General features: G+C 58.8%; 19 protein-coding genes. 7 read left to right on the top strand and 12 right to left on the bottom strand.

All coding sequences use genetic code 11. The features are described 5' to 3' along the window. Nucleotides 1–28 precede the first annotated feature (28 nt). The 6 genes from BLO50_RS10710 to BLO50_RS10685 are packed head-to-tail and all read left to right on the top strand — an operon-like array spanning nucleotide 29 to nucleotide 6,844. A complete protein-coding gene (locus BLO50_RS10710; protein ID WP_090252347.1) occupies nucleotides 29–988 on the top strand; it encodes an AAA family ATPase in 960 nt (319 codons plus the stop codon). Nucleotides 989–993: 5 nt separating this feature from the next. Further along, complete coding sequence (locus BLO50_RS10705) at nucleotides 994–1,935, top strand: DUF58 domain-containing protein (protein WP_090252344.1); 942 nt, start codon at nucleotides 994–996, stop codon at nucleotides 1,933–1,935. Continuing rightward, a complete protein-coding gene (locus BLO50_RS10700) occupies nucleotides 1,932–2,426 on the top strand; it encodes a DUF4381 domain-containing protein (protein WP_090252342.1) in 495 nt (164 codons plus the stop codon). Before BLO50_RS10705 ends, BLO50_RS10700 begins: the two co-directional genes overlap by 4 nt. Next, the gene (locus BLO50_RS10695; protein ID WP_090252339.1) at nucleotides 2,419–3,450 is read left to right on the top strand and encodes a vWA domain-containing protein; all 1,032 of its coding nucleotides are present in this window, start codon (nucleotides 2,419–2,421) and stop codon (nucleotides 3,448–3,450) included. Before BLO50_RS10700 ends, BLO50_RS10695 begins: the two co-directional genes overlap by 8 nt. Continuing rightward, nucleotides 3,447–5,207: a VWA domain-containing protein gene (locus BLO50_RS10690; RefSeq protein ID WP_374725326.1), complete on the top strand. Its 1,761-nt coding sequence runs from the start codon at nucleotides 3,447–3,449 to the stop codon at nucleotides 5,205–5,207. Before BLO50_RS10695 ends, BLO50_RS10690 begins: the two co-directional genes overlap by 4 nt. After that, nucleotides 5,204–6,844, top strand: a complete 1,641-nt coding sequence (locus BLO50_RS10685; protein WP_090252337.1) for a BatD family protein — start codon at nucleotides 5,204–5,206, stop codon at nucleotides 6,842–6,844. The genes BLO50_RS10690 and BLO50_RS10685 overlap by 4 nt, the downstream gene beginning before the upstream one ends. A 301-nt stretch (nucleotides 6,845–7,145) precedes the next feature. On the opposite strand, the gene BLO50_RS10680 is transcribed toward BLO50_RS10685, so the two are convergent. The 10 genes from BLO50_RS10680 to BLO50_RS10635 form a co-directional block, all read right to left on the bottom strand. Then, complete coding sequence (locus BLO50_RS10680; RefSeq protein ID WP_090252334.1) at nucleotides 7,146–9,524, bottom strand: efflux RND transporter permease subunit; 2,379 nt, start codon at nucleotides 9,522–9,524, stop codon at nucleotides 7,146–7,148. Between the two features lie 19 nt (nucleotides 9,525–9,543). Then, a complete protein-coding gene (locus tag BLO50_RS10675; RefSeq protein WP_244152875.1) occupies nucleotides 9,544–10,635 on the bottom strand; it encodes a WD40/YVTN/BNR-like repeat-containing protein in 1,092 nt (363 codons plus the stop codon). Between the two features lie 195 nt (nucleotides 10,636–10,830). Continuing rightward, complete coding sequence (locus BLO50_RS10670) at nucleotides 10,831–12,201, bottom strand: DUF1329 domain-containing protein (protein ID WP_090252329.1); 1,371 nt, start codon at nucleotides 12,199–12,201, stop codon at nucleotides 10,831–10,833. A gap of 66 nt (nucleotides 12,202–12,267) precedes the next feature. Continuing rightward, the gene (locus BLO50_RS10665) at nucleotides 12,268–14,277 is read right to left on the bottom strand and encodes a DUF1302 domain-containing protein (protein WP_090252326.1); all 2,010 of its coding nucleotides are present in this window, start codon (nucleotides 14,275–14,277) and stop codon (nucleotides 12,268–12,270) included. 636 nt (nucleotides 14,278–14,913) lie between these two features. Beyond that, a complete protein-coding gene (pepN, locus tag BLO50_RS10660; protein ID WP_090252323.1) occupies nucleotides 14,914–17,574 on the bottom strand; it encodes an aminopeptidase N in 2,661 nt (886 codons plus the stop codon). A 54-nt stretch (nucleotides 17,575–17,628) separates the two neighbouring features. Beyond that, nucleotides 17,629–18,465, bottom strand: a complete 837-nt coding sequence (locus BLO50_RS10655) for a DUF2797 domain-containing protein (RefSeq protein ID WP_090252321.1) — start codon at nucleotides 18,463–18,465, stop codon at nucleotides 17,629–17,631. Next, on the bottom strand, nucleotides 18,465–18,728 hold the full coding sequence (locus tag BLO50_RS10650; RefSeq protein WP_090252318.1) for a YeaC family protein: 264 nt from the start codon (nucleotides 18,726–18,728) through the stop codon (nucleotides 18,465–18,467). The genes BLO50_RS10655 and BLO50_RS10650 overlap by 1 nt, the downstream gene beginning before the upstream one ends. A 46-nt stretch (nucleotides 18,729–18,774) precedes the next feature. Further along, complete coding sequence (locus BLO50_RS10645) at nucleotides 18,775–19,644, bottom strand: rhomboid family intramembrane serine protease (RefSeq protein WP_090252316.1); 870 nt, start codon at nucleotides 19,642–19,644, stop codon at nucleotides 18,775–18,777. After that, the gene (locus BLO50_RS10640; protein ID WP_090252313.1) at nucleotides 19,641–20,615 is read right to left on the bottom strand and encodes a metallophosphoesterase; all 975 of its coding nucleotides are present in this window, start codon (nucleotides 20,613–20,615) and stop codon (nucleotides 19,641–19,643) included. Before BLO50_RS10640 ends, BLO50_RS10645 begins: the two co-directional genes overlap by 4 nt. Further along, complete coding sequence (locus BLO50_RS10635) at nucleotides 20,615–21,502, bottom strand: NAD(+) kinase (protein ID WP_090252309.1); 888 nt, start codon at nucleotides 21,500–21,502, stop codon at nucleotides 20,615–20,617. The genes BLO50_RS10640 and BLO50_RS10635 overlap by 1 nt, the downstream gene beginning before the upstream one ends. Before the next feature lie 183 nt (nucleotides 21,503–21,685). Between BLO50_RS10635 and BLO50_RS10630 the strand changes: the two genes are divergently transcribed. Further along, the gene (locus tag BLO50_RS10630; RefSeq protein ID WP_090254061.1) at nucleotides 21,686–22,633 is read left to right on the top strand and encodes a DUF1853 family protein; all 948 of its coding nucleotides are present in this window, start codon (nucleotides 21,686–21,688) and stop codon (nucleotides 22,631–22,633) included. Between the two features lies 1 nt (nucleotide 22,634). Here the strand turns inward: BLO50_RS10630 and BLO50_RS10625 are convergent, their stop codons facing one another. Together BLO50_RS10625 and BLO50_RS10620 are read right to left on the bottom strand one after the other, a co-directional pair. After that, complete coding sequence (locus BLO50_RS10625) at nucleotides 22,635–23,744, bottom strand: cyclic nucleotide-binding domain-containing protein (protein WP_090252307.1); 1,110 nt, start codon at nucleotides 23,742–23,744, stop codon at nucleotides 22,635–22,637. Between the two features lie 53 nt (nucleotides 23,745–23,797). After that, entirely contained in the window at nucleotides 23,798–24,733 is a 936-nt protein-coding gene (locus BLO50_RS10620) for a 1-aminocyclopropane-1-carboxylate deaminase/D-cysteine desulfhydrase (protein ID WP_090252304.1), read from the bottom strand.

Below are 24,733 nucleotides of genomic sequence, written 5' to 3'. Positions count from 1 at the left end.
TGGTCACATTTGCCGGATGAGCTTAACGATGGAACACCGTGAAGCGCTTGTCGCGCTGCGACATTTTCTTTCAAGTCAGATCCTCGGCCAGGAAAAACTCATCGAAAGGCTGCTGATTGCCTTGCTCGCCGATGGCCACATGCTGGTCGAAGGCGCTCCCGGTCTGGCCAAGACCAAGGCGATCAAGGAGCTGGCCGAAGGTATCGAGGCCGAGTTCCACCGCATACAGTTCACCCCTGACTTGCTCCCGGCGGATATCACCGGCACCGAGATCTATCGTCCGGAAACCGGCAGCTTCGTGTTCCAGCAGGGGCCGATCTTCCACAATCTGGTGCTGGCCGATGAAATCAATCGTGCCCCGGCCAAGGTGCAATCGGCGTTACTCGAAGCCATGGCCGAGCGCCAGGTCAGCGTTGGCCGCAGCACCTATCACCTGTCGCCGCTGTTTCTGGTGATGGCTACGCAGAACCCGATCGAGCAGGAAGGCACCTACCCGCTGCCCGAAGCCCAGCTCGACCGCTTTCTGATGCACGTGAAGATCGGTTTCCCCGATGCCAGCGTGGAACGCAAGATCCTCGCCCAGGCCCGTGGTGAAGCGCTCAACGGTGAAACCAAGCCTGAGCAGCTAGTCAGCCAGCAGGCAATCTTTGCCGCGCGCCAGGAAATTCTCGGCCTGTATATGGCCGACGCAGTGGAAGAGTATTTGGTGCAACTGGTGATGGCCTCGCGCACACCGGCCAAGTTCGACCCTGAGCTGGCCGAGTGGATTGCCTACGGCGCCAGCCCGCGCGGCTCGATTGCCCTGGACCGCTGTGCACGGGCCCACGCCTGGCTGGCCGGGCGGGACTTCGTCAGCCCGGAAGATATCCAGGCGGTGCTGTTCGACGTGCTGCGGCACCGCATCATTTTGTCGTTTGAGGCAGAAGCCGCCGGCATCGACCAGGACCGCGTGGTGCAGCGCATTCTCGACGTTGTGGCGGTCGCCTAACCACCATGCACGACCAACCCGCGCAGCCCGGCATTCGCGTCAGCCTCGGTGAACTGATCGAGATGCGCCACCGTGTGCGTGAGGTGCAGCTGTTCTCCACACCGGCACGGCGCAGCCCACTGATTGGTCTGCACCACTCCAAACTGCGCGGGCGCGGCGTGGACTTCGACCAGGTGCGCGTGTACCAGCCCGGCGACGACGTACGCACCATCGACTGGCGAGTGACCGCGCGCACCCAGGAGCCGCACACCAAGCTATTCCACGAAGAGCGCGAGCGGCCGATTTACATCATGGTCGAGCAGAGCAAGCGTCTGTTCTTCGGCTCCGGACTGATGTTCAAATCGGTACTCGCCGCCCAGGCCGCCAGCCTGATCGGCTGGGCTGCGCTGGGCCACAACGACCGCATCGGCGGGCTGGTGTTTGGCGACAACGAACACCACGAAATCAAACCACGGCGCAGCAAGCAGAGCCTGCTGCAACTGCTCAGCCGCCTGGCCAAAGCCAATCAGGCCCTGAGCAACGACAGCCAGGGTGGGCGCGACAGCTTCGGCCTGGCCTTGCGCCGCGCCCGCGAAGTGCTGCGCCCCGGCAGTCTGGTGGTGATTCTCTGTGATGAGCGCACGCTGAACGACAGCAGCGAACAGCAGCTGCTGCTATTGGCGCGGCATACCGACCTGCTGTTGCTGCCCCTTTCCGACCCGCTCGACCACGCTCTGCCCAATGCTGGCCTGCTGCGCTTTACCGAATATGGCGCACAGTTGGAGCTGGATACCCAGGATGCCGAACTGCGCCAGGCATACCGCAGCCTGGCCGATGCCCGCCAGGCACGCTGGCAGCGCCTGGCGCAGAAGCTCGGCGTGCCGCTGCTGGCCCTGAACACCCAGAGCGAGATTATCGAGCAGCTGCGCGAGCACCTGAATGCCCAGCGGCCGAGGAAAGCCCTGTGAACCCGCTGGACCAACTCGAACCACTGATCGCCCCTGCGCCGATCAGCTGGTGGCCGCCGGCTCCGGGCTGGTGGCTGCTCGCCCTGCTGTTGCCTGTGCTGCTGTGGGGCGCCTTCAGGCTGCTTAAACACCTGCCACGCAAAGCGGCCGAGCAGTCGAACGAAGCGCCGCTCGACCCATTGCGCCAGGCCGCGCTGAACGAACTCGAACGCCTGAGCAAACCTTATGACGGCGTCGATGCCGGCCCCTGGCTTCAGCAACTCAACGCCATCCTCAAACGCCTGTGCCGCGAGCGTTACCCGCAAAGCAACAGCCATATCCTCAGTAGCCGCGCCTGGCTGGCCTTTCTCGACAGCCGCTGCCCAGCCGCCGGCCTGACTCGCTGGATGATTCTGGTGGAAGGCGCCTATCGCCCGCACTGCAACCTGGATGACAAGGCCATCGCCGGGCTCAACCAGGCCGTAGCGATCTGGATTCGCAAACATGTTTGAGTTTGCCTGGCCCTGGGTCTTTCTGGTCGCCCCGCTGCCCTGGTTGCTCCGCGCCTGGCTACCGCCTGCGGACAGCGGCGAAGCAGCGTTGAAAATCAGCTTCCTGGCCGAACTGGAAGGTTTGAGCGGCCGCCGCGCCCGCGTACGGCTACCTGCCCTGCGACAACAAGCACCGTTTGCACTGATCTGGCTGTTACTGCTGCTCGCCTGCGCGCGCCCGCAATGGCTGGGTGAGCCGCTGCCGTTGCCGGCCAGCGGCCGCGACCTGCTGCTGGCGGTGGATGTATCCGGCTCCATGGATTATTCCGACATGGTGTGGGAAGACCAGGAAGTCAGTCGTCTGACCCTGGTCAAACACCTGCTCGGTGAGTTTATCGATGGCCGTCAGGGTGATCGGGTTGGCTTGATCCTATTCGGCAGCCGCGCCTACCTGCAGTCGCCGCTGACCTTCGACCGGCAGACCGTGCATACCTGGCTGGATGAGGCGCAGAAGAACATCGCCGGACCACAGACCGCCATCGGCGACGCCATTGGCCTGGCGGTCAAGCGCCTGCGCGAGCGTCCGGCGCAGAGCCGCGTACTGGTACTGGTGACTGACGGTGCCAACAATGGTGGCGAAATCGATCCCTTGACTGCCGCACGCCTGGCCGCCGAAGAAGGCATCACCATTTACCCGATAGGCATCGGTGCCGACCCCGAACAAGGCGGCGTACTCGGCATGCTCGGCTTTAATCCCGGTATCGATCTGGACGAGCCGAGCCTGCGGGCAATTGCCGAAGCCACCGGCGGCGAATACTTCCGCGCCCGTGACAGTGAAGAACTGCAGGCGATCGAAGCGACCCTCGATAGATTGGAGCCTGTGGCGCAGAAACCGACTCTGGCGCGGCCGACCTTGCCACTCTATCCCTGGCCGCTGGGCCTGGCCCTGCTGTTCAGCCTGCTGCTGGTCAGCCAAACACTCTGGCCAAGCCTGCAACAACGCTGGCGTACTCAGCTGACACGGCTACGGGGGAAACCGTCATGAGCGAACTGACCAGCCTCTGGCCCCACTGGCAACGCCCCTTCTGGCTGCTGCTGATACCGCTATTGGGCTTTTTGCTCTGGCAGCTTTGGCACCGGGAGAAACGCAGCGGTCGCTGGCAAGCGTTGCTGCCGGCCGCGTTCCAGTCCGCGCTGCTAACCGCCACCGGTGGGCGCAACAGTCGCCTGCCCTGGCTGGCCCTCGGCCTAGCCTGGCTCCTTGCACTATTGGCGCTGCTAGGCCCCAGCTGGCAACGCATCGAGCAACAGAACCCCAAGCCGGCCGACCCGCTGGTGGTACTGCTCGAACTGACCCCTGAGATGCTCGCCAGCGACGCCTCACCCAATCGCCTGGCCCAGGCTAAGCGCAAGCTGCTCGATCTGCTGGAAGCACGGCAGGATGCGCAAACCGCCATTGTCGTGTATGCCGGTAGCGCACATACCCTGGTGCCGCTCTCCGACGACCTGGCCACCAGCCGCAACCTGCTTGATGCACTAAGCCCAGAAATCATGCCCGAGCCTGGCAAGCGCGCTGACCTGGCGGTGATCAAGGCGCTGCAACTGCTCGAGCGGGGCGCCCAGGGCAATGGCCGCCTGCTGCTGCTAACCAGCAGCCTCGACGAGACGCAACGCCAGGCCATCACCCAGGCGCTCGGCCGCCGTGGTGAGCGCCTACGCATTCTCGGCATTGGCAGCACCCAGGGCGCGCCGATCATTCAGGAGGACGGCTCATTCCTCAAGGACGCTCAGGGCACCATCCTGCTGCCACGCCTGGACAGCAACGGCCTCAAGCGCTTTGCCAACGAGCTGGGCGGGCAGTATCAGGGCGTAACGCTGGATGAGCGCGACCTGCGCAACCTCGGCCTACTCGATGCCCCCCAACAGCTGCGCCGCGATGGTGAGCTGACCCAGCTGCAAGCCTGGGCAGACCAGAGCCACTGGCTGCTTCTGCCCCTGCTGTTACTCGCTGCCTGCGCTGCACGCCGCGGCTGGCTGCTGTGCCTGCCGCTGTTGCTGCTGAGCCTGCCGCAGAACAGCTACGCCTTCAGCTTCGATGACCTCTGGCTACGTGCCGATCAACAAGGCCAGCGCCTGCTTGAGGCGCAACAACCGGCAGAAGCCGCGCAGCGTTTCCACGATCCGCGCTGGCAAGGCCAGGCGCTCTACCAGGCCGGCGATTACGCCGCGGCCGCCGAACGCTTCGCCAATGGCGAAAGCGCCAGCGACCACTACAACCGTGGCAACGCCCTGGCGCGTAGCAACGAACTGGAAGCCGCCCTAGACGCCTACACCCAGGCGCTGGAACTACAACCCGACTTGGCCCAGGCGCAAAAGAACAAAGCCCTGGTCGAAGAGCTGCTGCGCCAAAACCAGCAGCAACAGCAGAGTCAGGCCGACAATCCGCAAGAGCCCACCGAGCAAGAGAACAAGCCCAACAGCCAACCACAGGTCGGCCAGTCCGATCCAGATGCCCAGCAGCAGGCCGAGCAATCGCCGGCCAAGCCGTCAGAGTCTGATGATGAGGGCGAAAAACCCGTACAACCCGGCGCCGACGAAGACGTGGATATACCGCCGAAACAACCAGAAGAAGACGACAGCGACAGCGGCGAAGAACAGATCGCCAGCGCCGAGCCGGCCCTCGACGGCGAACGGCGTCAGGCATTGGAACAATGGCTGCGGCAGATTCCGGACGATCCGGGCGAGCTACTGCGGCGTAAATTCAGGCTGGAACAACAACAGCGCCAGGAACAACTGCAATGAGCCGACTGCTCTGTACCCTTCTGCTTGGCCTGCTGGCCCTGAACGTCAGCGCGCAAAGCCTGACCGCCAGCGTCGACCGTACGCGCCTGGATGCCGGCGAGAGCGTTGAGCTGACCCTGGAATCAGATGACGCCACGCTGTTCGGCAAGCCCGACCTGCAGCCGCTCAATGAGCTGTTTGAGGTGCTCGGCACCCGCCAGGTCAACCGCCTGACCAGCGGCAGCAACGGTGCCCAGGCCAGCACGCGCTGGATCGTCACCCTGCAACCCAAACACAGCGGTTATGTGGTGATACCTCCGCTCACACTCGGCCAGCTGCAAAGCGAGCCGATTACCCTGCATGTTCAGCAAGCCGCGAGCGCCGATGACAGTCGCCTGGCACCGGTGTTTATCGATGCCAGCCTGGACCAGGAAAGTGTCTACGTGCAGGCGCAAACCGTGCTGACACTGCGCATCTACCACTCCGTTTCACTGTACGACGACAGCAGCCTGACCCAACTGGAGATGCCCCAGGCGCGCGTTGAAGCGCTTGGTGAACCGCGCACCTACGAGAAAGACATCAACGGCATACGCCATGGGGTAATTGAACTGCGCTACGCGATTTTTCCCCAGGAAAGTGGCGACCTGCTGATCCCCTCGCAAGCCTTTACCGCCACTGCGGTTGATCGCTCCGCCAGCAATGCATACAACCCGTTCGGTCCACGCCCCGGCAAAGTGGTGCGGGTCCGTTCGCCGGAAATTCCGCTGACGGTGAAAGCCAAGCCAGCCAGCTATCCGGCCGACGCGCCCTGGCTGCCGGCGCGCGCACTCAGCCTGAGTGAAGTCTGGAGTCCACAACCGGAGGCGGCCCGCGTCGGTGATTCGCTGACGCGCAGCCTACTGCTCAAGGTTGAAGGTTTGGCCAGCGCACAATTACCGCCCTTGCCCGCCACCCAAGTAGCCGGCCTGCGCCGCTACCCCGACCAACCCCAATTAGCCAACCAGGCCAACGACAACGGTCTGGTAGCCAGCCGTGAAGAACGTGAAGCTCTGGTAGCCAACCGTGAAGGCGAGATCACCCTGCCGGCAATCGATGTGCTGTGGTGGAACACCACGACCGACCAACTCGAACGCAGCAGCCTGCCCACGCGTAAGCTGCAGGTGGCCGCAAATCCAAACATGGAAACCCTGCCGATTGAAGTAGCAAGCCCAACCGTGCGCGAGGTGGACAATGCCCACCTCTGGGCCTGGCAACTCAGCACTGCACTTCTGGGCCTGACCACCCTGCTCGGCTTTACCCTGTGGTGGCGCGCGCGCCGTCAGCCTCCTGTATTGCCTAGCCAGCAGACGGGGCCAAGCCAACGCAACCTGCTCGATGATCTCAAGCGCAGCTGCCTGGCTAACGACTCGCAGGCCACGCGCCATGCGCTGGACGCCTGGGCCCGGCAGCAGCCGGAAACCCTCGCCGATATGGCCGCGCGTTTTATCCCATTGTCTGAAGCCCTCGACGGCCTGAATGGCGCGCTCTACAGCGAAAGCGGTCAGCACTGGCAAGGTCGCAATCTGTGGCTGGCCATTCGTAGCCTGCCTGCCGTAGAAGACCTTGAGAGCAATACCAACACGGATACCAGCGCTCTGCCCCCGCTGTATCCGCGTTAAACCCGCGCGGACACAGCCAGTGATGGGCAGCATTGCCTAGCAGGGCATAACACAAGCCAGGCCAGCCCATCTGTTTAGCAATACTTAGGCTCTGTGCACAACTTGCCGGCAAGCAGTTTTTCTAACAGCCAAAGCAGGCCTAGCGGCGCCTCTCAGGATGGATAAAGCCTACGCAGCGGAGCCTGCCACGGCAGTCGTTACCCAAACGCCAGAAACAGAAAACCCTCGGGAATCGCTTCACCGAGGGTTTCTGTTTTTGGGCCTGGCATAAGCGCAAGACGCTTACGCCATCAAGCTGCCCTTAGTGCGAAAGCAACGAACCACCTGTTTTGCCAACCAGTTTTTCTGGTTTGATCAGGAAGCGCGCCAGAGCCGGCAACAGCAGCAAGGCACCAAACATGTTGACGACAAACATAAAGGTCAACATCAGGCCCATGTCAGCCTGGAACTTGATCGCCGAGAAGATCCAGGTGGCAACGCCGATGGCCAAGCACAGGCCAGTAAACAGCACAGCTTTACCGGTGGACTTGAGCGTCTGGTAGTAGGCCTCTTGCAGCGGCAAGCCCGCACGCAGGAAGCTTTCCAAGCGGCTGTAGATGTAGATGCCGTAATCCACACCAATGCCCACGCCGAGCGCGATCACTGGCAACGTTGCGACCTTCATGCCGATACCCAGGAACGCCATCAGTGCGTTACCCAGAATCGAGGTCAGGATCAGCGGCAACACGATGCAGATAGTCGCAGGCACAGAACGGAAGGTGATCATGCACATCACCGCCACCCAGATATAAACCAGCACCAGGATGGTCAACTCGGAACTGGCAATCACTTCGTTGGTCGCCGCCTCGATACCCGCGTTACCAGCAGCCAGGCGGAAATCCAGATCCTCCTGGTTATTCACCTTGGCAAACTCCTGTACCGAGCTGACCGCACGTTTAAGTGTCTCGGCCTTGTGATCCTCAAGGAACACCAGCACCGGGGCAACCGAACAATCAGCGTTGTACAGGCCATCCGCCCGGGCAATCGAGTTATTCAACACGTCCTGGTTACGCGACAGAGTTTCCCACTTCAGGTTGCCTTCGTTCATCCCCTTGATCATCTGGCGCGACACCGTGACCATGGAAACCGCAGACTGCACACCTTTGGTGTTCTCCATCTTCCACATCAGCTCATCCATGGCCGACAACGTCTTGAAAGCCGAACAGCCTTCAGGAGCCGTCTTGACCATCACCACCAATACATCGGAACTGGTCGAATAGTTCTTGATGATGAAGTCGTTGTCCTGGTTGTAGCGCGAATCAGGACGCAGCTCAGGCGCCCCCTGATCCAGGTCGCCGACCTGCAGGTAAGCCTTCTGATAGAAGAAGCTGCTGACACCACCCACCAGCGCCAGCACAACCATAAACGGCGCAACATTCGGATGGGCGACGTTGGACAACAGACGCCACATCGGCTTCTCGGCCACCTCATCCTTCTTGCTGCGCTCAATCGCCTTCTTGCTGATACCCAAGTAGGAAATTGCAACCGGCAGCAGAATAAGGTTGGTGAAGACGATAACCGCTACACCGATGGAAGCCCCGATCGCCAACTCATGGATCACACCAATGTCGATGATCAGCAGGGTGATAAAGCCCACGGCGTCAGCCAGAATCGCGATCATGCCCGGCAGAAACAGCTGGCGGAAGGTGCGCCGCGCCGCCATCAATGGGTTATCGGCGCCACTGGATTGCAGCGCGATACCATTGATCTTCTGCACGCCATGGGAAATACCGATGGCGAAGATCAGGAACGGCACCAGCATGGAGTATGGGTCGAGACCAAATCCAACCAGGTTCATCAGACCCAGTTGCCAGCCCACTGCAACCAGTGTGGTTACCAGCACGCCGACGGTGCTGCGGATACACCAGCTGAACCAGTACAGCAGGACGAAGGTGATCAGCAAGGCGATGGCGAAGAAGCCGACCACCATCACCAGACCATCGATCAGGTCGCCGACCTTCTTGGCAAAACCGATGATGTGAATCTGCACATTAGGGTTCTGCGCCTGGTACTTTTCGCGGATTTTCTCCTCAAGCTGGTGGGAGAACTGCTGATAGTCCAGTTTGATCAACTTGCCCTGGTCGTTTGGATCAGGATAGGACTCAAGCAGCGGTACATCGACGATGCTGGACTTAAAATTGTTCGCCACCAGACGACCGACCTGGCCGGATTTGAGGACATTGCTGCGCAACTCCTCCATGCTCTCGGCACTGCCGTCGTAGGTTTGCGGAATTACCTCACCGCCGGCAAAGCCTTCTTCGGTCACTTCGGTCCAGCGCACGCTAGGAGTCCACAAGGACTTCAGGCCAGAACGGTCGACACCAGGAATATAAAAAGCTTCGTCGTTGATCTGACGCAGCGTCTCCATGTATTCCTTGGTGAAGATATCGCCATCTTTGGCTTCTACCGAAATACGCACCGTGTTGCCAAGGTTGGCCAGGTCATTACGGTGCTCCATCATGTTCTGAATGAACGGATGGCTCAGCGGAATCATTTTTTCAAAGCTGGTCGATGGCCGGATTTGCGAGGCTTGGTAGAACAGGAAAATGCTTACCAGCAAGCAGATCAGAATCACCGCAGGCCGGTTGTTGAAAATCAGGCGTTCAAGAAAGCTCGCCTTGTCCTGGTGATGGTTACTCATCAAACGCTACCCCAGCTTATTATTGTTGGCCAAGACTGGCATCAGTCGGCGCGGAAACATGTACGCCACCCTGCCCGACGAGGATCATGCGGCCGCTGTTATCCATGGCAAGGCCAGCCAAGGACAAACGATCAGGACGATTTAGGACGCTGAAACTACGCCCCTTGTCGATGCTACGCAGCACGCTGCCACCATGGCCGACAATCACGATGCTGCCATCCTTGAATATGGCACCATTGGCTAAGCCAAACTCCAGCTCACCATTGTTCGCCGTTTTGAGCGAAATACGCTCCCACGTGCTGCCGAAATCTGCAGAGCGGAACAAGTGTCCCCGTAGGCCATAGGCCAGCACCGCACCGGGCTCGCCGGTACCGAGCGCACCAAACAGTGAACCTTCATACGGGCTTTCCAGTGTTTCCCAGGATTGCCCCCAATCAGGTGAGCGGAACATCACACCCTGCTCGCCAACGATAAACAGACCTGAATCCTTCACTTCGACAATGGCATTGAGGTGATAGGCATCCTCATTGTCCATACGCTCACTGACGTCTTCCCAGGTTGTACCGCCATCGGTAGTGGTCAGCAAAGCACCATAGGCACCCACTGCAAAACCGTTGTTGCGGTCCTTGAACCAGATATCCAGCAACGGCGCTTCGCGCTCAAGATCTTCGAACTGCTTCACCCAGGTGGCGCCGCCATCGCTGCTGGCGAGAATCTGCGCATCGTGACCGACAGCCCAACCATGGCTATCGTCGAGGAAGAAAACGGCAGTCAACATCTGCTTGGATGGCACGCTAGCTTGTGTCCAGCTGCCGCCATCGTCATCGGAAAAGAGTATGTGGCCCCGATCGCCTACAGCCACCAAGCGCTTGCCAACACTGACAATATCCAGCAACAAGCTGTGCTGAGCTTTGGCCGATACAACGGATTGGACTTCAGTTTTGACGGTTTCAGCTTGCACGTGCATTGGCGCACTGGCGAGCATCAGCATGGACAGCACACTGCACAGCGAAAGCGCTTTAGTCAGTGGCGAGTGGACGCGGAACTCCGGCGTGTGGGACGACCCCACAGAACGACCGGCCTGGGTGCGCCGCATGACGGGCTCACTCATATACCTTCCCCCTTATTCTTATAGGTAGCACTACCCTTATAGCAGTGCGCCTATCCTACTGAGCTTTCAAAAGGCCTGACAATCGGCGCGACGTTATGTTTTGTTAAACCCGCCCGTCTACCATGCCCTGTTTGGCTGACAAATAGCAAAAGGCCGCTACAACAGTAGCGGCCTTTTGCTCAACCTACACGCGGATTAACGCGTACCGCGGCGACGCAGCGCAGCAGGCTTGAAGTAACCGTCATCCGGCACAGCCTGGCTAAAGTCGATGGTGCTTGGCTCTTCGTTATCCAAGTTCTGCACATGGTAACGACGGGCTTGTAGGTCGTGGAAGCTATCCAGTGCAGACCAAGTGGTCGGCAGGTCGTAGTAGTTTTTCAGGTAGGCAATCGACACGCGCCAAAGATCACCGCGACCGTCGTACTGATCAACCACTGCTGCTTGCCAGCTGTCCTCGTCGAGGAACAGGGTGCGCTTGGAGTAGATGTGGCGAGCACCCGACTTCAGCGTACCTTCAACCACCCACACACGGTGTAGTTCGTTGCGAGTAAACGCTGGGTTCAAGTGACCGACTTGTAACAGGTCCTTGTACTTAACTTCAGGGCTGGTGACTTTGTAGCTGTTATAAGGAATGTAGATTTCCTTCTTGCCCACCAGTTTCCAGTCATAACGATCTGGCGAACCGTTGATCATGTCGGTGTCGTCTGCTGTGCGCAGGCCGTCAGCGGCAGCGATCGGGGTGTCATAAGCCAGGTTCGGCGCGCGACGTACGCGACGCTGACCGGCGTTGTAGCCCCAAGCCTGACGCGGCTCTTTTACCTGATCCAGGGTTTCGTGCACCAGTACCGCACCACCTGCCAGACGCGCCGGGCTCTTGGTGAAGGACAGGTAGTAGAACATGATGTTGTTCAGATCTGCTGCAGTCCCTTTCGGGTTGTAGAACTTGAACATCGCTTCTTGCTGCGAGGTCACCAGCGAGTAGCTACCGTTACGCTGCACGGCCACTTCCGAAGCGCGACGCACAATGTAGGTACCACGGTAGCGTGCGATGTGGTTCCACAACGCTTCTACGCCATTTTGCGGGATCGGGAACGGGATGCCGCCGTAGGCGTCGGAGAAGCCGTTGCCGCCATCCAGCAACTTGGCAGTAGTAGCGTTCTTGATGGTGTTGTCATACACCCACTGCGGCGCAGAACCGGAGCGACGAGTCTGATAGACCGGCATCTGGTAGCTGTTCGGGTAGGTGTTGAACATCGCAATCTGACCTGGGGTCAGGTTGTCTTTGTACTGATCCAGGTTGGCTTTGGTGATGGTGAACAGCGGCTTGTCATCTGCAAACGGATCGACGTGGTGCTGGCCTGGCGTGGTGTAACCCGCCGGAGCCTTGGTGATACCACCGTTCCACTCAGGAATAGTGCCCGCCGCGTTGCCGGCTTTCTCGGCACCGAACGGGGTGAGGTTTGCGCCCAATTTGGCTGCTTCTGCAGGCGAAACCGCAGCGAACGCGCTGCCAGCGGACAGTGCCAGCGCAATCGCGGCCCCCATCAACGTGTGCTTTTTCAGCATCTTGATTCTCCGTGAAATAAGTCAGCAACCGAGTGCCCGCAGGCACTCGATATTTTCTAGTTATGTTTAGAAGGAATACTTGACGTTCAAGCCGACGTTGTCGCGGTCGCGACCCGAGTTGCTCTGACCTGCACCCATAAACTCGGTGTATTGAATTTCAGCTTCCAGGCTGTTCAGGTAGCTAGCGCGCAGGCCCAGAGTGTATGCCTTACGATCTTCGATGAAGTTACCGGTCTGATGGCCATTGCCCTGGAAGTCATGCTTGAAAACCGTAAATGGCGACAGATTCACGCCTGCGTACACATCGTTCCAAGTACCCGACAGCACCAAGGTGTAACCATAGGCGTCACTCGATGCGCAGTCCTGCTTGGCCATCGCGGCATCTGTAGCGTAGGAGGTGTTGGCGCGGCCTGCGATGCAACGCTCGCCATTGACAGACCTGTATTTCAGGCTATCACCGCGCAGGTGCTCCGAGGCGAGTTCGGCAACACCGAACAGCGAATCAAAGCTCAACACAGTGCCAAAGTTGTGGATTGCACCAATGGACGCATTAAACGCTTCAACACGGCGATAGTTACTGACCTGTGAATTGCGATTAACTTGCTGACCCGAAATCAGTCCACTACCGAGACTGCCACCGCGATTATTAGCCAGAGAACCGCCCTGCAGAACGATATCACCCAACAGGTCATTCGTGGCAGAGATACCCACAGGCAGGTTTGGACGATATGCAAGCTCACCGAATACTGAAGTTTCATTCAGCGTGGTGTTGAAACTGAAACCGTACATCCGGATATCTTCGGCATACTCGCGCTTAGCCTGGGTGGAGCCAAGCATATCAACAGTAGCTAGCCCGCCTGCCGCCGGAACAAAATTCTGGAATGTAGCAGATGCAGGGTTAGCGCAATTCGGGTTAAGACCAAGAGTAATACCGCAGAGCGTGCCCGCCAAAGCACCAATATCAACACCTTTGTAGCCATTCAAATCGGCATAAATAGTAGGCTCTTTGGCATGATAATTAACGAGATAAGCACCAAACTCAGTAGAATTCAACTCTTCGGCGATATACTTAAATGACAAGCCATACTGACCATCATTTTTAGCGTTAAGATCTTCTGTTACGTCTGCAACCTTTAGGATATTGCCAAAAGACTTATTAGTTCCCGCCTGATAAAGACCAGTAGCCTTCAATGCTGCCAGATTCGGATTCAACGGATTGGCAGATGCATTATATGTAGGAATTACACCCGCCAGCGCTGTGCCCGCGAAATTGTTATAGGCAGTATTACCACCCTCACCAAACAAGTCAGTCTCAGAGAAATAAGTACCAACCGGATCAATCGCCGACTCTTTCCAGTTGAACTGGTAGAACGCGTCCATGGAGATATTGTCAGTCAGGCCGACGCTAAAGCTCAGCGCTTCAACCGGCACCAGCACTTCTTTAACTTCTGCGCCAGGCAGACGGAACTTGCCGGCATCAACCGGGTTGGTGGTGTTTACACCACCGCGGTAGAACAGGCCTTCACCCCAGTTGAATACCTGCTTACCAAAGCGCACACCGACCGGCATGTCGGCGATATCCCAGTTACCGTAAACATAGGCGTCAAGGATTTCAGCGTTACGACCGGCCGAGTGGCGGGTGCCACGGGTAAAGCTGTCGTCTTTCGGTACATTCTGGCTTGGCTGATACGCCAGGCTGGAGTCGTAGTAGTCGTTACGTTTGTCCATGATCTGGGTGTCATAGAACGCCGTGCCGCGCACAAAAGCGCCGTAATTCTGGTAGGTCACTTCCATATCGGAAGTAACTTTGAAGACTTCAGAAACCAAGCCAGTACCGAAGTTACGGTTACCGTCGTTGGTATTGATATCGTTGTTGGTCTTGTCCTGACCTTGTACGCGCCAGAGCTGACCGTAGGACACGGTGGTATCGATGGAGCCGCTGATTTCATTGTCTGCGAAGCTGAATTCCACAGCTTGGGCATGGGCCGCCACCAGGAGTGGAAGAATGCCGACAAAAGCAAAACCTGCCTTGGCAGGTGCGAAACGCAATACGGGCTTACGGGACTTAATTTCCATCGAAACATTACTCCGTGGACAGATCATCTTTTTTGTACCCCAACCGCTGAGGCACGTTATGGCCATACTGATGACGGCCTTAAATGTTGATTGGAAGGCAAGCCCCCAACGCGCTTACACGCACCTCACTGTTTGGCGTGCACCATGACGAGGTCAAATCAATTTAGTTCCTTGCAACCATGGTGCCAATTCAAACGACCGTATAAAAAAAACAGTAACGCACAACTCAAACCATAAAACCATTTTATGACTGATCATTCAGCAACCAATCAACTGTATGCGGTGATGGATTTTTCCTATTTTGTCCTACCATCTGGCGTGATCAGTCACCCCACCCGGGATTAAGCATCCAGACGCTTCAAACAAATCGGCCAAGGTCAAGCCAAGCAGGCCAATTCAGATTGTGCAAACTTTGCTTACATCTAATCAGGTAACACAAAAAGTGTTACCCGTTCGAAACGGGTAACACTTTTATGCGACTCGGTAGGACTTCGTGAAGAGCATCTAACCCCATGCATTGCACACAGGCCTGTTTGATCGGTCTTTAGTATTAACGAATTGATCGAAAAACGATCAGACACATACAAATTTAAGTAGGGGTAACATGACCGCCCCTACTTTGTTACCGCTGATCAATTAACCAGCCAGACTCTTGCTGACCACTTCATACACGTCGCTAGACAGCTCACCTGAAGCCAGAATGCGTTGCAGCTGCTCCTTCATTTGAGCCTGACGTGCACTGCCATATTTAGCCCAACGAGTCAGCGGCGCCAGCAAGCGCGAGGCGATCTGCGGGTTGAGGGCATTCAGGGTAATCACCTGGTCGGCCAGGAAGCGGTAGCCACTGCCATCAGTCTGATGGAAACCCCGCAGGTTTTGCCCGGCAAATGCACCGATCAAGGCGCGAACCTTATTCGGGTTCTTCAAGGTAAACGCTGGATGCTGCATCAGTTGCTCAACACGCTGTAGCGCACCTGGCAAGGCGCAAGCTGCCTGCACGCTGAACCACTGATCCATAACCAGCGGGTTGTCTTTGAAGAAATCGGCGAAGCTGGCCAGGGCAGTTGCCTTTTCGGCTTCGAACGGCGAATTGACCAGCACCGCCAACGCAGTCAAACGCTCGGTCATATTGTCAGCGTTCTCGAACTGCTCCAAACAAGCTGCCAACACCTCAGCCTTGCAACTGAGCATCAGGTAAGACAACGCGATGTTCTGTAGGCTGCGCCGGGCGAAGTGCTCGGCCTCGGCCATATAAGTGCTGGTACGGGACACCTCACGGTTACGCTGGTAGCGCGCCCACAGCAGCTCAAACAACGCATCCGACAGTTGCTTGCGAGCAAATTCACGGGCGGCATGGATCGCTTCGACATCGGCCACCGCGCTGATTTCTGTCAGGTAGGCTTCACCTGGCAGCGAGAGCATTTCAGCGACCATAGCCTGATCCAGCGATTCATCGGCCAGCAGCGTACGGCAGGCCTCGACCAGGCGCTGATCAAGCACCAGCGGCTCAGCGCGTTGATGCTGACCAATCAGATCCTGCAGCACTTGCACGGACAGTTGCTGCCCCGCTTCCCAGCGGTTGAAGCCATCGCTGTCGTGCTGCATCAGGAACATCAACTGATCACGGCTGTAAGGGAAGCTCAGCTTGATCGGTGCAGAGAAACCGCGCAGCAAGGACGGCAGCGGTTTTTCCGCCAAATTGACAAAGGTGAACGCCTGTTCGGCTTCAGTTATTTGCAGCACGCGGGAAGTGCCCAAGGCGACGTTTTCACTGACCAGTTGCAGCGGCAGCTCACGCCCTTGGGCATCCAGCAGAGCTAGCTCCACAGGGATGACAAAGGGTTGCTTCTCGGCCTGCCCCGGCGTGGCAGGGCAGCTCTGACGGAATTGCAGGCGATAGCTGTTAGCGGCAGCATCGTAGCTTTCGCTGACTTCCAGGCGCGGTGTGCCAGCCTGGCTGTACCAGCGTTTGAACTGGGTCAGGTCGATGCCATTGGCCTCTTCCATCGCGCGGATAAAATCGTCGCATGTCACAGCCTGACCGTCGTGGCGCGCGAAGTACAAATCGCTGCCTTTGCGGAAGCCCTCTGCACCGACCAGGGTGCGGATCATGCGCACCACTTCCGAGCCTTTTTCGTACACCGTCAGGGTGTAGAAGTTGGAGATTTCCATAAAGGCGTCCGGACGCACAGGATGGGCCATGGGGCCAGCATCTTCGGCAAACTGGTGAGTACGCAGGTACGCCACGTCTTCAATGCGTTTAACCGTACGCGAGTGCATATCGGCGCTGAACTCGGCATCACGGAAAACGGTAAAGCCTTCCTTGAGCGACAGCTGGAACCAGTCGCGACAGGTCACGCGGTTGCCCGACCAGTTGTGGAAATACTCGTGGGCCACGACGGCCTCAACGCGCTGATGCGCGGCATCGGTAGCGGTTTCTGCCTTGGCCAGCACACAGCTGGAGTTGAAGATATTCAGGCCCTTGTTTTCCATGGCGCCCATGTTGAAGTCGTTGACCGCGACGATCATAAAGATGTCCAGGTCATACTCACGGCCGTAGACCTCTTCATCCCACTTCATGGATTTTTTCAGACTGTCCATGGCGTGCTGGCACTTGTCGATGTTTTCCGGCTCGACATAAATGCGCAGCGCCACGTCGCGCTTGCTCATGGTGGTGAAGCTGTCTTCCACACACCAGAGATCACCAGCGACCAGGGCAAACAGGTAGGCCGGTTTCATAAACGGGTCTTCCCAGGTCGCCCAATGACGACCGCCTTCGTCGCTGCCGCTGGCAATCGGGTTGCCGTTGGACAGCAGCACCGGGTAGTCATGCTGCGCGGCGCTCAGGGTAGTGGTGAACTTGCTCATCACATCCGGGCGGTCGAGGTAATAGGTGATCTTGCGGAAACCCTCGGCCTCGCACTGGGTGCAAAACATGCCGCTGGATTTGTACAGCCCTTCCAGCGCGGTGTTGCTCTCCGGATGGATGCGCACGCTGCTGTCGATCACGAAGCTGGCGTTATTGGGCTGCAAGGTCAGATGGCTGTCGCTCAGCTGGTAATCGCCGGCACTCAGCTCGCGGTCATCCAGCGCCACACTGAGCAGCTCAAGCTGCTGACCGTCCAGCACCAGAGGCGGCAAACCAGTGCCCGCCGCCGGGTTACGACGCATGACCAGTTGCGCATGCACCAGGGTATGGTCCTCGAACAACTCGAATGTCAGGTGCGTTTCATCAATCAGATAATCCGGGGCCTGGTAGTCCTTGAGGTAGATCATCTTCGGCTGTTCGGTGCGCATGGCTTGTGGCCCTTTGTCTGCGGCGCGCGGGCGCCGGGTTCGCGAATAAGTAACTCAGGCGGCCAGTTCGTGGACGGCCAGCTGGTAAGCGGTGTATTTGCGGATGTTAATCACGCCGGTATCGAACATCAGGTACTGGCCCTTGATGCCCAGCAAGGTGCCTTCGGCCAGCGGATTCTTGTCCAGATTGAAGCTGGTGATCTTGGCCGGGTAGGCGTCAATCGGATAACTGATCTGCACCACCGGCTGATCACTGAGCGGCTGAATGGCCTGGATGCCAAAGCGCTGCTGCAACTCGGTCAGCCCACTGCTGCACGTGGCAAACAGCTGCTCGCGTACGGCAAGCAGATCCACCGGCGCGGCATCGCCCTTGAGCAAGGCGCGCCAATTGGTTTTATCCGCCACCTGGCTACGCAATAGGTCTTCGACAAAGCCAGACTGCTGACGCGTGGCGACCCGCAGAATCGGCAGCGCTTGAGTCGCGCCCTGGTCGATCCAACGCGTAGGGATCTGCGTGGCCCGGGTAATGCCGACTTTAATGCCGCTGGAGTTAGCCAGATAGACCACATGATCAGTCATGCAGAACTGCTCGCCCCAGCTCGGCTCACGGCAGGTGCCTGCATCATAGTGGCAGCGCTCCGGACTCATGATGCAGATATCGCACTGCGCCAGCTTCTGCATGCAGGGGTAGCAATAACCCTGGCTGTAGCTGCTCTTGGTTTTACGCCCGCAGTGGGTGCAGTGGATCGCGCCTAAAAACTCCAGACGCAGGGTCTTACCGATCAACGGATTAACCGGCAGCAGCTCATCGCCTAAGCGAAAGCTGTATTGCACCGGCGCATCCAGCTGCGCCGCCATTTTGCTCAGGGCACCACGGGCCAACTCACTCATCAGTGCAGAGTATCCGAGGACTTGAACAACAGATTGGGGATAGGCGCGGATTTGCTGCTGCATTCCTGCGGGCCCATATAACCGATGCGCTCTTCTTCCGGCAGGTTGTGCGTTTCCCAGGCGATCAGCGCCTGCAGGGTCAGCTCTTTCTGCTCCTGAGTCAGCTTGCGGCCATCCGGCCATTTGCCAATTTCCACAGCCAATTTCAGGCTCTGGTAGATCTCAGGGGTGATGTTTTCAATCGCTTCAAGAAAGGACGACATACGCGCCTCCAAATGCAAAGTGGCAGTTTACCAGCCTGTAGAAGAACTAACTGTGTCGCCGACGCGCCAGCGCGCCACCGAGCAGCCCGGTCAGGCAACCGGCCAGCAGGCCGCCGACATGCGCCGCGTTAGCAATTGCGCCGAATTGCAGCAGCTCGAAGATGCCAGTCATGCAGATCAGCAGCCAGGCCAGCATCATTACCAATACCCCTGGCGGCAGCCGATAGGCGGGAGTAGGTGCCAACCGCTGGAAGATCCAGCAATGCCCAAGTAAGCCATACAGCACCCCGGACAAGCCGCCAAACAGCGATGGGCCGGCATTCAGGTACTGGGCGAAATTGGCCGTCAGACTGAACAGCAGGCTCAGCCCCAATAACATCATGGCACCCTGACGTGCCTCGATCCGCCGCCCCAGCTCCCAATACCAGAGACTGTTCATGGCCAGATGCAACCAGCCGAAATGGATCAACATCGGCGTCAACAGGCGCCACCATTGGCTGCTGGCCAGGGTCTCATTCAGGTAAGCGAGGTAGATGTGGCCATCCTGAATGCGAAAATCGACAAAACTAAACCAGCGGACTGTCGTGTAATTCTCGCCTGTACCTGTGACAGCAAAGACCACGAAAGTCAGCGCCAACATGATTGCCGTTAACGGGCTGTTTTTCAGCTGCTGAACAAAGCCCTGAGCACTATTTTTAGAAGCCTGTGACGGCTCAAGCAACACCTCAGCATCGCCCTGCGGATAGCGCCCATAAAGCTCACGCACCTGCTCGGCTAACTGCTCTCCGGGCACCCAGAGCACCTGTTCGCCCGCCTCTTCCGCGACCCGATGCGGCACCTTTAAGCGCTGCAACAAGGTAATAAAACCACTCAGATCGACATGCTCAGGCAAACGCATTGCCGCGACTGCGTTCATGGCCGCGCCTCCGGACTGTCGACATCGACCCACACAAACTTACTGGCCTCCAGACGCGTCTCTTGATCCAACCGATAGGCCACCAGTTTGCCGTTCAAGACGGCGCTGTAATCCAGGCAGGCCAGGTTGCTGCGAATCGGCGCTGGTTTGCCGCTGCGCCAGTAATGGCCAACAAACAGCAGCGGCTGATCAGCACCGTATTTAAGCAGTTCGGTTTTCTGCATCTCGCTGAGCGGCATCTGCGCTGCCAGTTCCGGCAGAGCATCAGGCTGGAAGACGATATCGCCGTAAGTTTGTGGGTCTTCTTCCCAGAATTTGGTGCGAAAGTGCGCGCGGGTAAAGCCGTCATCGCTGGTCAGGGTCATGCCATGTGGCAAACGCATATCAGTGCCGCGCAGCAGTCGATCCAGCGCGGTATTGGCAAAACTGCCATGCACGGCGGCGGCCTGGAGAAAATGCTCATCGATGCAGCCATCGGCAAACTGCGCACGCAACGGCTCAATCAGGCTGTCGTCCCAACAGGCATGGACCACACGGAAATGCCCAGCATCGATAAACAGCGGTAACTCGTAGAACCAGTCGAGAAAACCCTGCCACTCCGCCGGGTAAGCGTCGAACTGCTCCAGGGTTTCCTTGATCAGCCGCGCATGCCGTGGCGTGTGCTCACGGACAAACTGCCGACCGCTGCCAGGCGCGGCCGGTGTACTCCAGGCCAAGGCATTGAACTCATGGTTACCCATGATGCACAGCGCCTGTCCGGCCGTGACCATATCGCGCACCAGGTGCAACGCTTCACGGATACGCGGGCCACGATCGACCAGATCCCCTAGAAAGATCGCCATACGCTTAGGGTGCTGCCACACCCCGGCCTGCTGGCGGTAGCCCAGGCTGCTGAGCAGGCGTTCCAAGGTTTTTGCGCAGCCATGGATATCGCCGATCAGGTCGTAACCGCGAGCGGGATCGAGGTGCATCAAGCCCCCCCGCCAAGCCGGCTACCCCAGCCCAACTTGTTCCGACAGACTTCGTAATAGTTGTGATCCAGCGGATGAATCAGGCGCAGCTTCTGCGGCCGTTTAGCCACAGTGACCGTGTCACCGGGGGCGCAGGTGAAGTGATTCTGTCCATCACAGGAAACCTGCGGATACAGCTGCAGATCCTTGGACACGACGATTTTCAGCTCGCTGTTGCCATCCACCACAATCGGCCGACTGGACAGCGTGTGCGGGTACATCGGCACAATCACGATGGCGTCCAGCTTGGGGTGCATGATCGGCCCGCCGGCAGACAGCGCATAGGCCGTGGAGCCGGTCGGTGTGGCGACAATCAAACCGTCGGCCTTCTGGCTGCAAACAAACTGGCCGTCGATAAACAGCTCGAACTCGATCATCCGCGTGGACTTACCCGGGTGCAGCACCACATCGTTGAGTGCATCGCCCTGGCCGATGGCCTCGCCATTACGGCGCACCTCGGCCTCCAGTAGAAAGCGGTTTTCGGTCAGATAATGCCCTTCGAGCACCTGGGCCACTTTGACTTCCAGTTCATCGGGGCGAATATCGGTGAGAAAGCCCAGGCTGCCACGGTTGACGCCCAGCACCGGCACCTTATGCCGCGCCAGGGCGCGGGCGGCGCCGAGCATGCTGCCGTCGCCGCCAACCACGATGACCAGGTCGCACACTTCGCCGAGAATTTTGCGTGACGAGGTCTGCAAGCCATGGCCCGGCAGCACTTCGGCAATGGTGTCTTCGAGGATCACATGCAGGTGACGAGCGAGCAGAAATTTCTTCAGCCGGCGAATGGTGTCGAGAACCTGGGTGCTGCCCAGTCGACCGATGATGCCGATATTACGAAACTGCTCCATGGTGCTCCCGCCAGGCTCTGGATCTAATGGGTCGGATTATGGGCGAAAGCCCATGGCAGCGGCAAACCGCTGACTGCCTATGGCATCGATTAACAACCCGTTGAGAACGCGTGAATGGTTTTTAAACCCGCCGCACCGATGCGCAGTCGACGCCAATTAGCCTTGAAGCGCTATGCTCGCAACATGACGCCCTTTCCTCTGCTCACCAACCTGCCTTCGCAGCTGCGCCAGCCTGCTGTACGCGACCTGGCCTGGGCGCTGCTTTCACCACCGCTGCTGGCGCAAACACCCTGGCCACAGCGTCATCCTCTCCAGGCCAGTCGCTGGAGCCAGCAACCCGACGCTTTGGCGGACTGGCTCCTGAGCCTGGATGCCGACAGCCATGATTTGCAGCAGTGGCTAAGCCAACGATCAATACGCCGTCTGGGGCTGTATTACGAACGGCTCTGGCAGTTTGCCCTGCATGCCGCGCCGGGTGTCGAGGTACTGGCCGCCAACCTGCCCATCCGCCAACACGGTCATACCCTGGGTGAGCTGGACATGCTGCTGCGTGACGAGGAAGGCGTGCATCACCTGGAGTTGGCCATCAAACTGTACCTGGGCCAACCGTCGTGCAATGGCACGGATCTGGCGCACTGGCTAGGCCCCGGCAGCCACGACCGCCTGGATCTCAAGCTGACGCATCTAGGCCAGCACCAGTTGCCGTTGTCGACCCGCGCCGAAGCCCAACAGCGCTTATCCGAGCTGAATATTCAACGGCCGCAGGCGGCGCTGTGGCTGGGCGGTTATCTGTTCTATCCCTGGCAGCAGCCATCCTATGCCGCGCCGGCAGAGGGCAACCCTGAACACCTGCGTGGGCGTTGGCTGCATCGTGCTGACTGGAGCGATTTTGCCATGCACACACCTGGTCAATGGCAGCCATTGGACCGTCACGCCTGGCTAGCGCCTGCGTGTATTGAAGAAGCGTGTTTATGGTCGCGGGAGCATTTCAATCAATGGCTTGCGGCGCTACCGAGCGATGCTAACGCACAGCTGCTCGTATGCCTGATTGAAGGCCCACAGAATGATTGGCTGGAAGCCGAGCGAGTATTTTTGGTCAATGACCACTGGCCCGCGCAACCGGGCGACTAGCTCAGAGGCTGCGCTCGGTTCGACCGCCCGAGCGCGCGAGATAGCCCGAACCACTCTCACAGAGCAGCGCATCACGCTGGACCGCCGGCAAGGCATCCACCCCATCACGCAGTGCATAGGCGCGGTAGCCAAGCTGCGAAAGTAGAAACACTGCACTGCTGCTGCGCTTGCCGCTGTCGCAGTAACACAGATAAGTACGCGTCTTATCCAGTAAGCGCGCTTTCAGACGCAGCAATTGCAACGGCATATTCAGCGACTGCAGCGCATGGGCACGCTCGTATTCTTCCTGCAGACGCACATCCAACCACTGCGCACCCGCCGCCAGCAAACGTGATGCTTCGCCGAGCGACACCTCATCGACCACCGGAGCCTTCAGCAACGCAAAGAAATCCTGACGATCCAGACGCAGTACCACACCATCTTCCAGCATGGTCACCGTGGCATTGCGCGGGCTGTCGGCCAGCAAGGCCTCCTCACCAAAGCAGGCGCCGATCTCCAGCTCGGCCAACACCTGCTGAGCGCTGCCCGCACCGCGGATCACCTCAGCCCGACCATTTTTCAGGAAATAGCAGCTGTCACCGATATCACCCTCCTGCAGCACTGTACTGCCTGCGGCCAGCTCGACACGCTGCAGGCGTGCCAACATAGCGCGTACGTTAGACGGCGGCACCTTGGCAAACAGTGGGTTTTCTAGCAGGCGTTCCAACCATTCGACTTCGGCATGATCCTGCCCCAGTTCGAGTAGCAGATCCTGATAAGCCAGGCGCCAGGTCAGCAGCCGATTGAGGGTCGCGGTGTCCAACGCCAGCACACTGACATCAGTCAGCGCCCGCGCTTCGTGCAAGCGCGGCAGGCTCGGCGACAACGGGTGACAACTGGCCTCACTGCCAGCCTGCAAGCGCTGCGCCTGGCCATCGACCGATTGCAGCAATAGCTCACCCGCCAGCAGGTAATAGGTCAGCCGCGCCTGATCCCCCGGACGAAACAACAACTGACCCGCCAACAACGGTTGCGGCACCAACTGCGCACGCAATTCGCGCCATTGCTGTTCAGACAGCACATTGAGTGGCGTCAGGCTGCGCAACTGTTCGGGGTTAAGAGGTTCGCTCATGGAGTATCCAGGCTCCGCTGGTGAAGTTCAGTGTAGCTGGGTTAATCGGCCGATCATGCTTTCGCCGCCTGCTGCAAGGCCGCGGCACGGCCCTGCAAGCCGCCCGTGTGCACAAACACCAAACGACTGCCGCGAGCAAAGTAACCGGCCTCGACCTGCTGGCGCAACGCCATTAATGCCTTGGCGGTATACAGCGGCTCCAGCGGCACACCACTCTGCGTTTCTGCCGCCTGCATAAAATGGAGCAATTCAGCATCCACCTTGGCAAATCCACCACGGCTGGCCTCATGCAGCTGATAAGACCCCACCGGCATACCGGCCGCCTGAATAATCGTTTGCACCTGCTGCTCGACGCCATGATCCGCCGGTACAGCGAGCGCCGCATGCACCGGATGCGCAGCCGCTTCACCGAGCAGCAAACCGGCCAGCGTGGTGCCCGTGCCTGCTGCCAACCACCAGGCATCGTAATCAGCCCACCCCAGAGCTGGAAGCTGCTGGCGAACGTGCTGCACCAAGCCCATACACCCCAGCGCACCCGGCAGACCACCACCGCCCTCCGGCACTGGATAGAAACCCGGATAAAGCGCTTGCCATGGCAACCAGAAATCAGCCGCATGCCGAGCGCGATAACCCGCATAGCCCAGCCAATGCAGCTGCATGCCGAAGGCCTGCAGATCGGTCACCGTTGGCGTCTGCTGCGGGTGACCGCGCAAAAGCCCGACCGTTTGAAAGTTGAAACGCTGACCGGCGGCAGCAAGTGCATGCAGATGATTGGAGTGCGCGCCGCCCAGGCTGATCACGCCCGAGGCGCCAGCGACCTCTGCAGCGCGCAGATGATGGGTGAGCTTGAACCATTTATTACCGCTGATGAGTGGGTCGAGCAGGTCAAGGCGCAGCACCGCCAGCTCAACTCCAGCAGCCACCGACCAATCCAACGGAAAGTGCCGCAACGGGGCATGGGGCGCCCACTCAGGCAGGACAACAGACAA

Source organism: Pseudomonas peli, assembly GCF_900099645.1.
GTDB lineage: Bacteria > Pseudomonadota > Gammaproteobacteria > Pseudomonadales > Pseudomonadaceae > Aquipseudomonas > Aquipseudomonas peli.
Note: the sequence above shows the minus strand (reverse complement) of the source record. Positions and strands in the feature narration are given on the sequence as shown.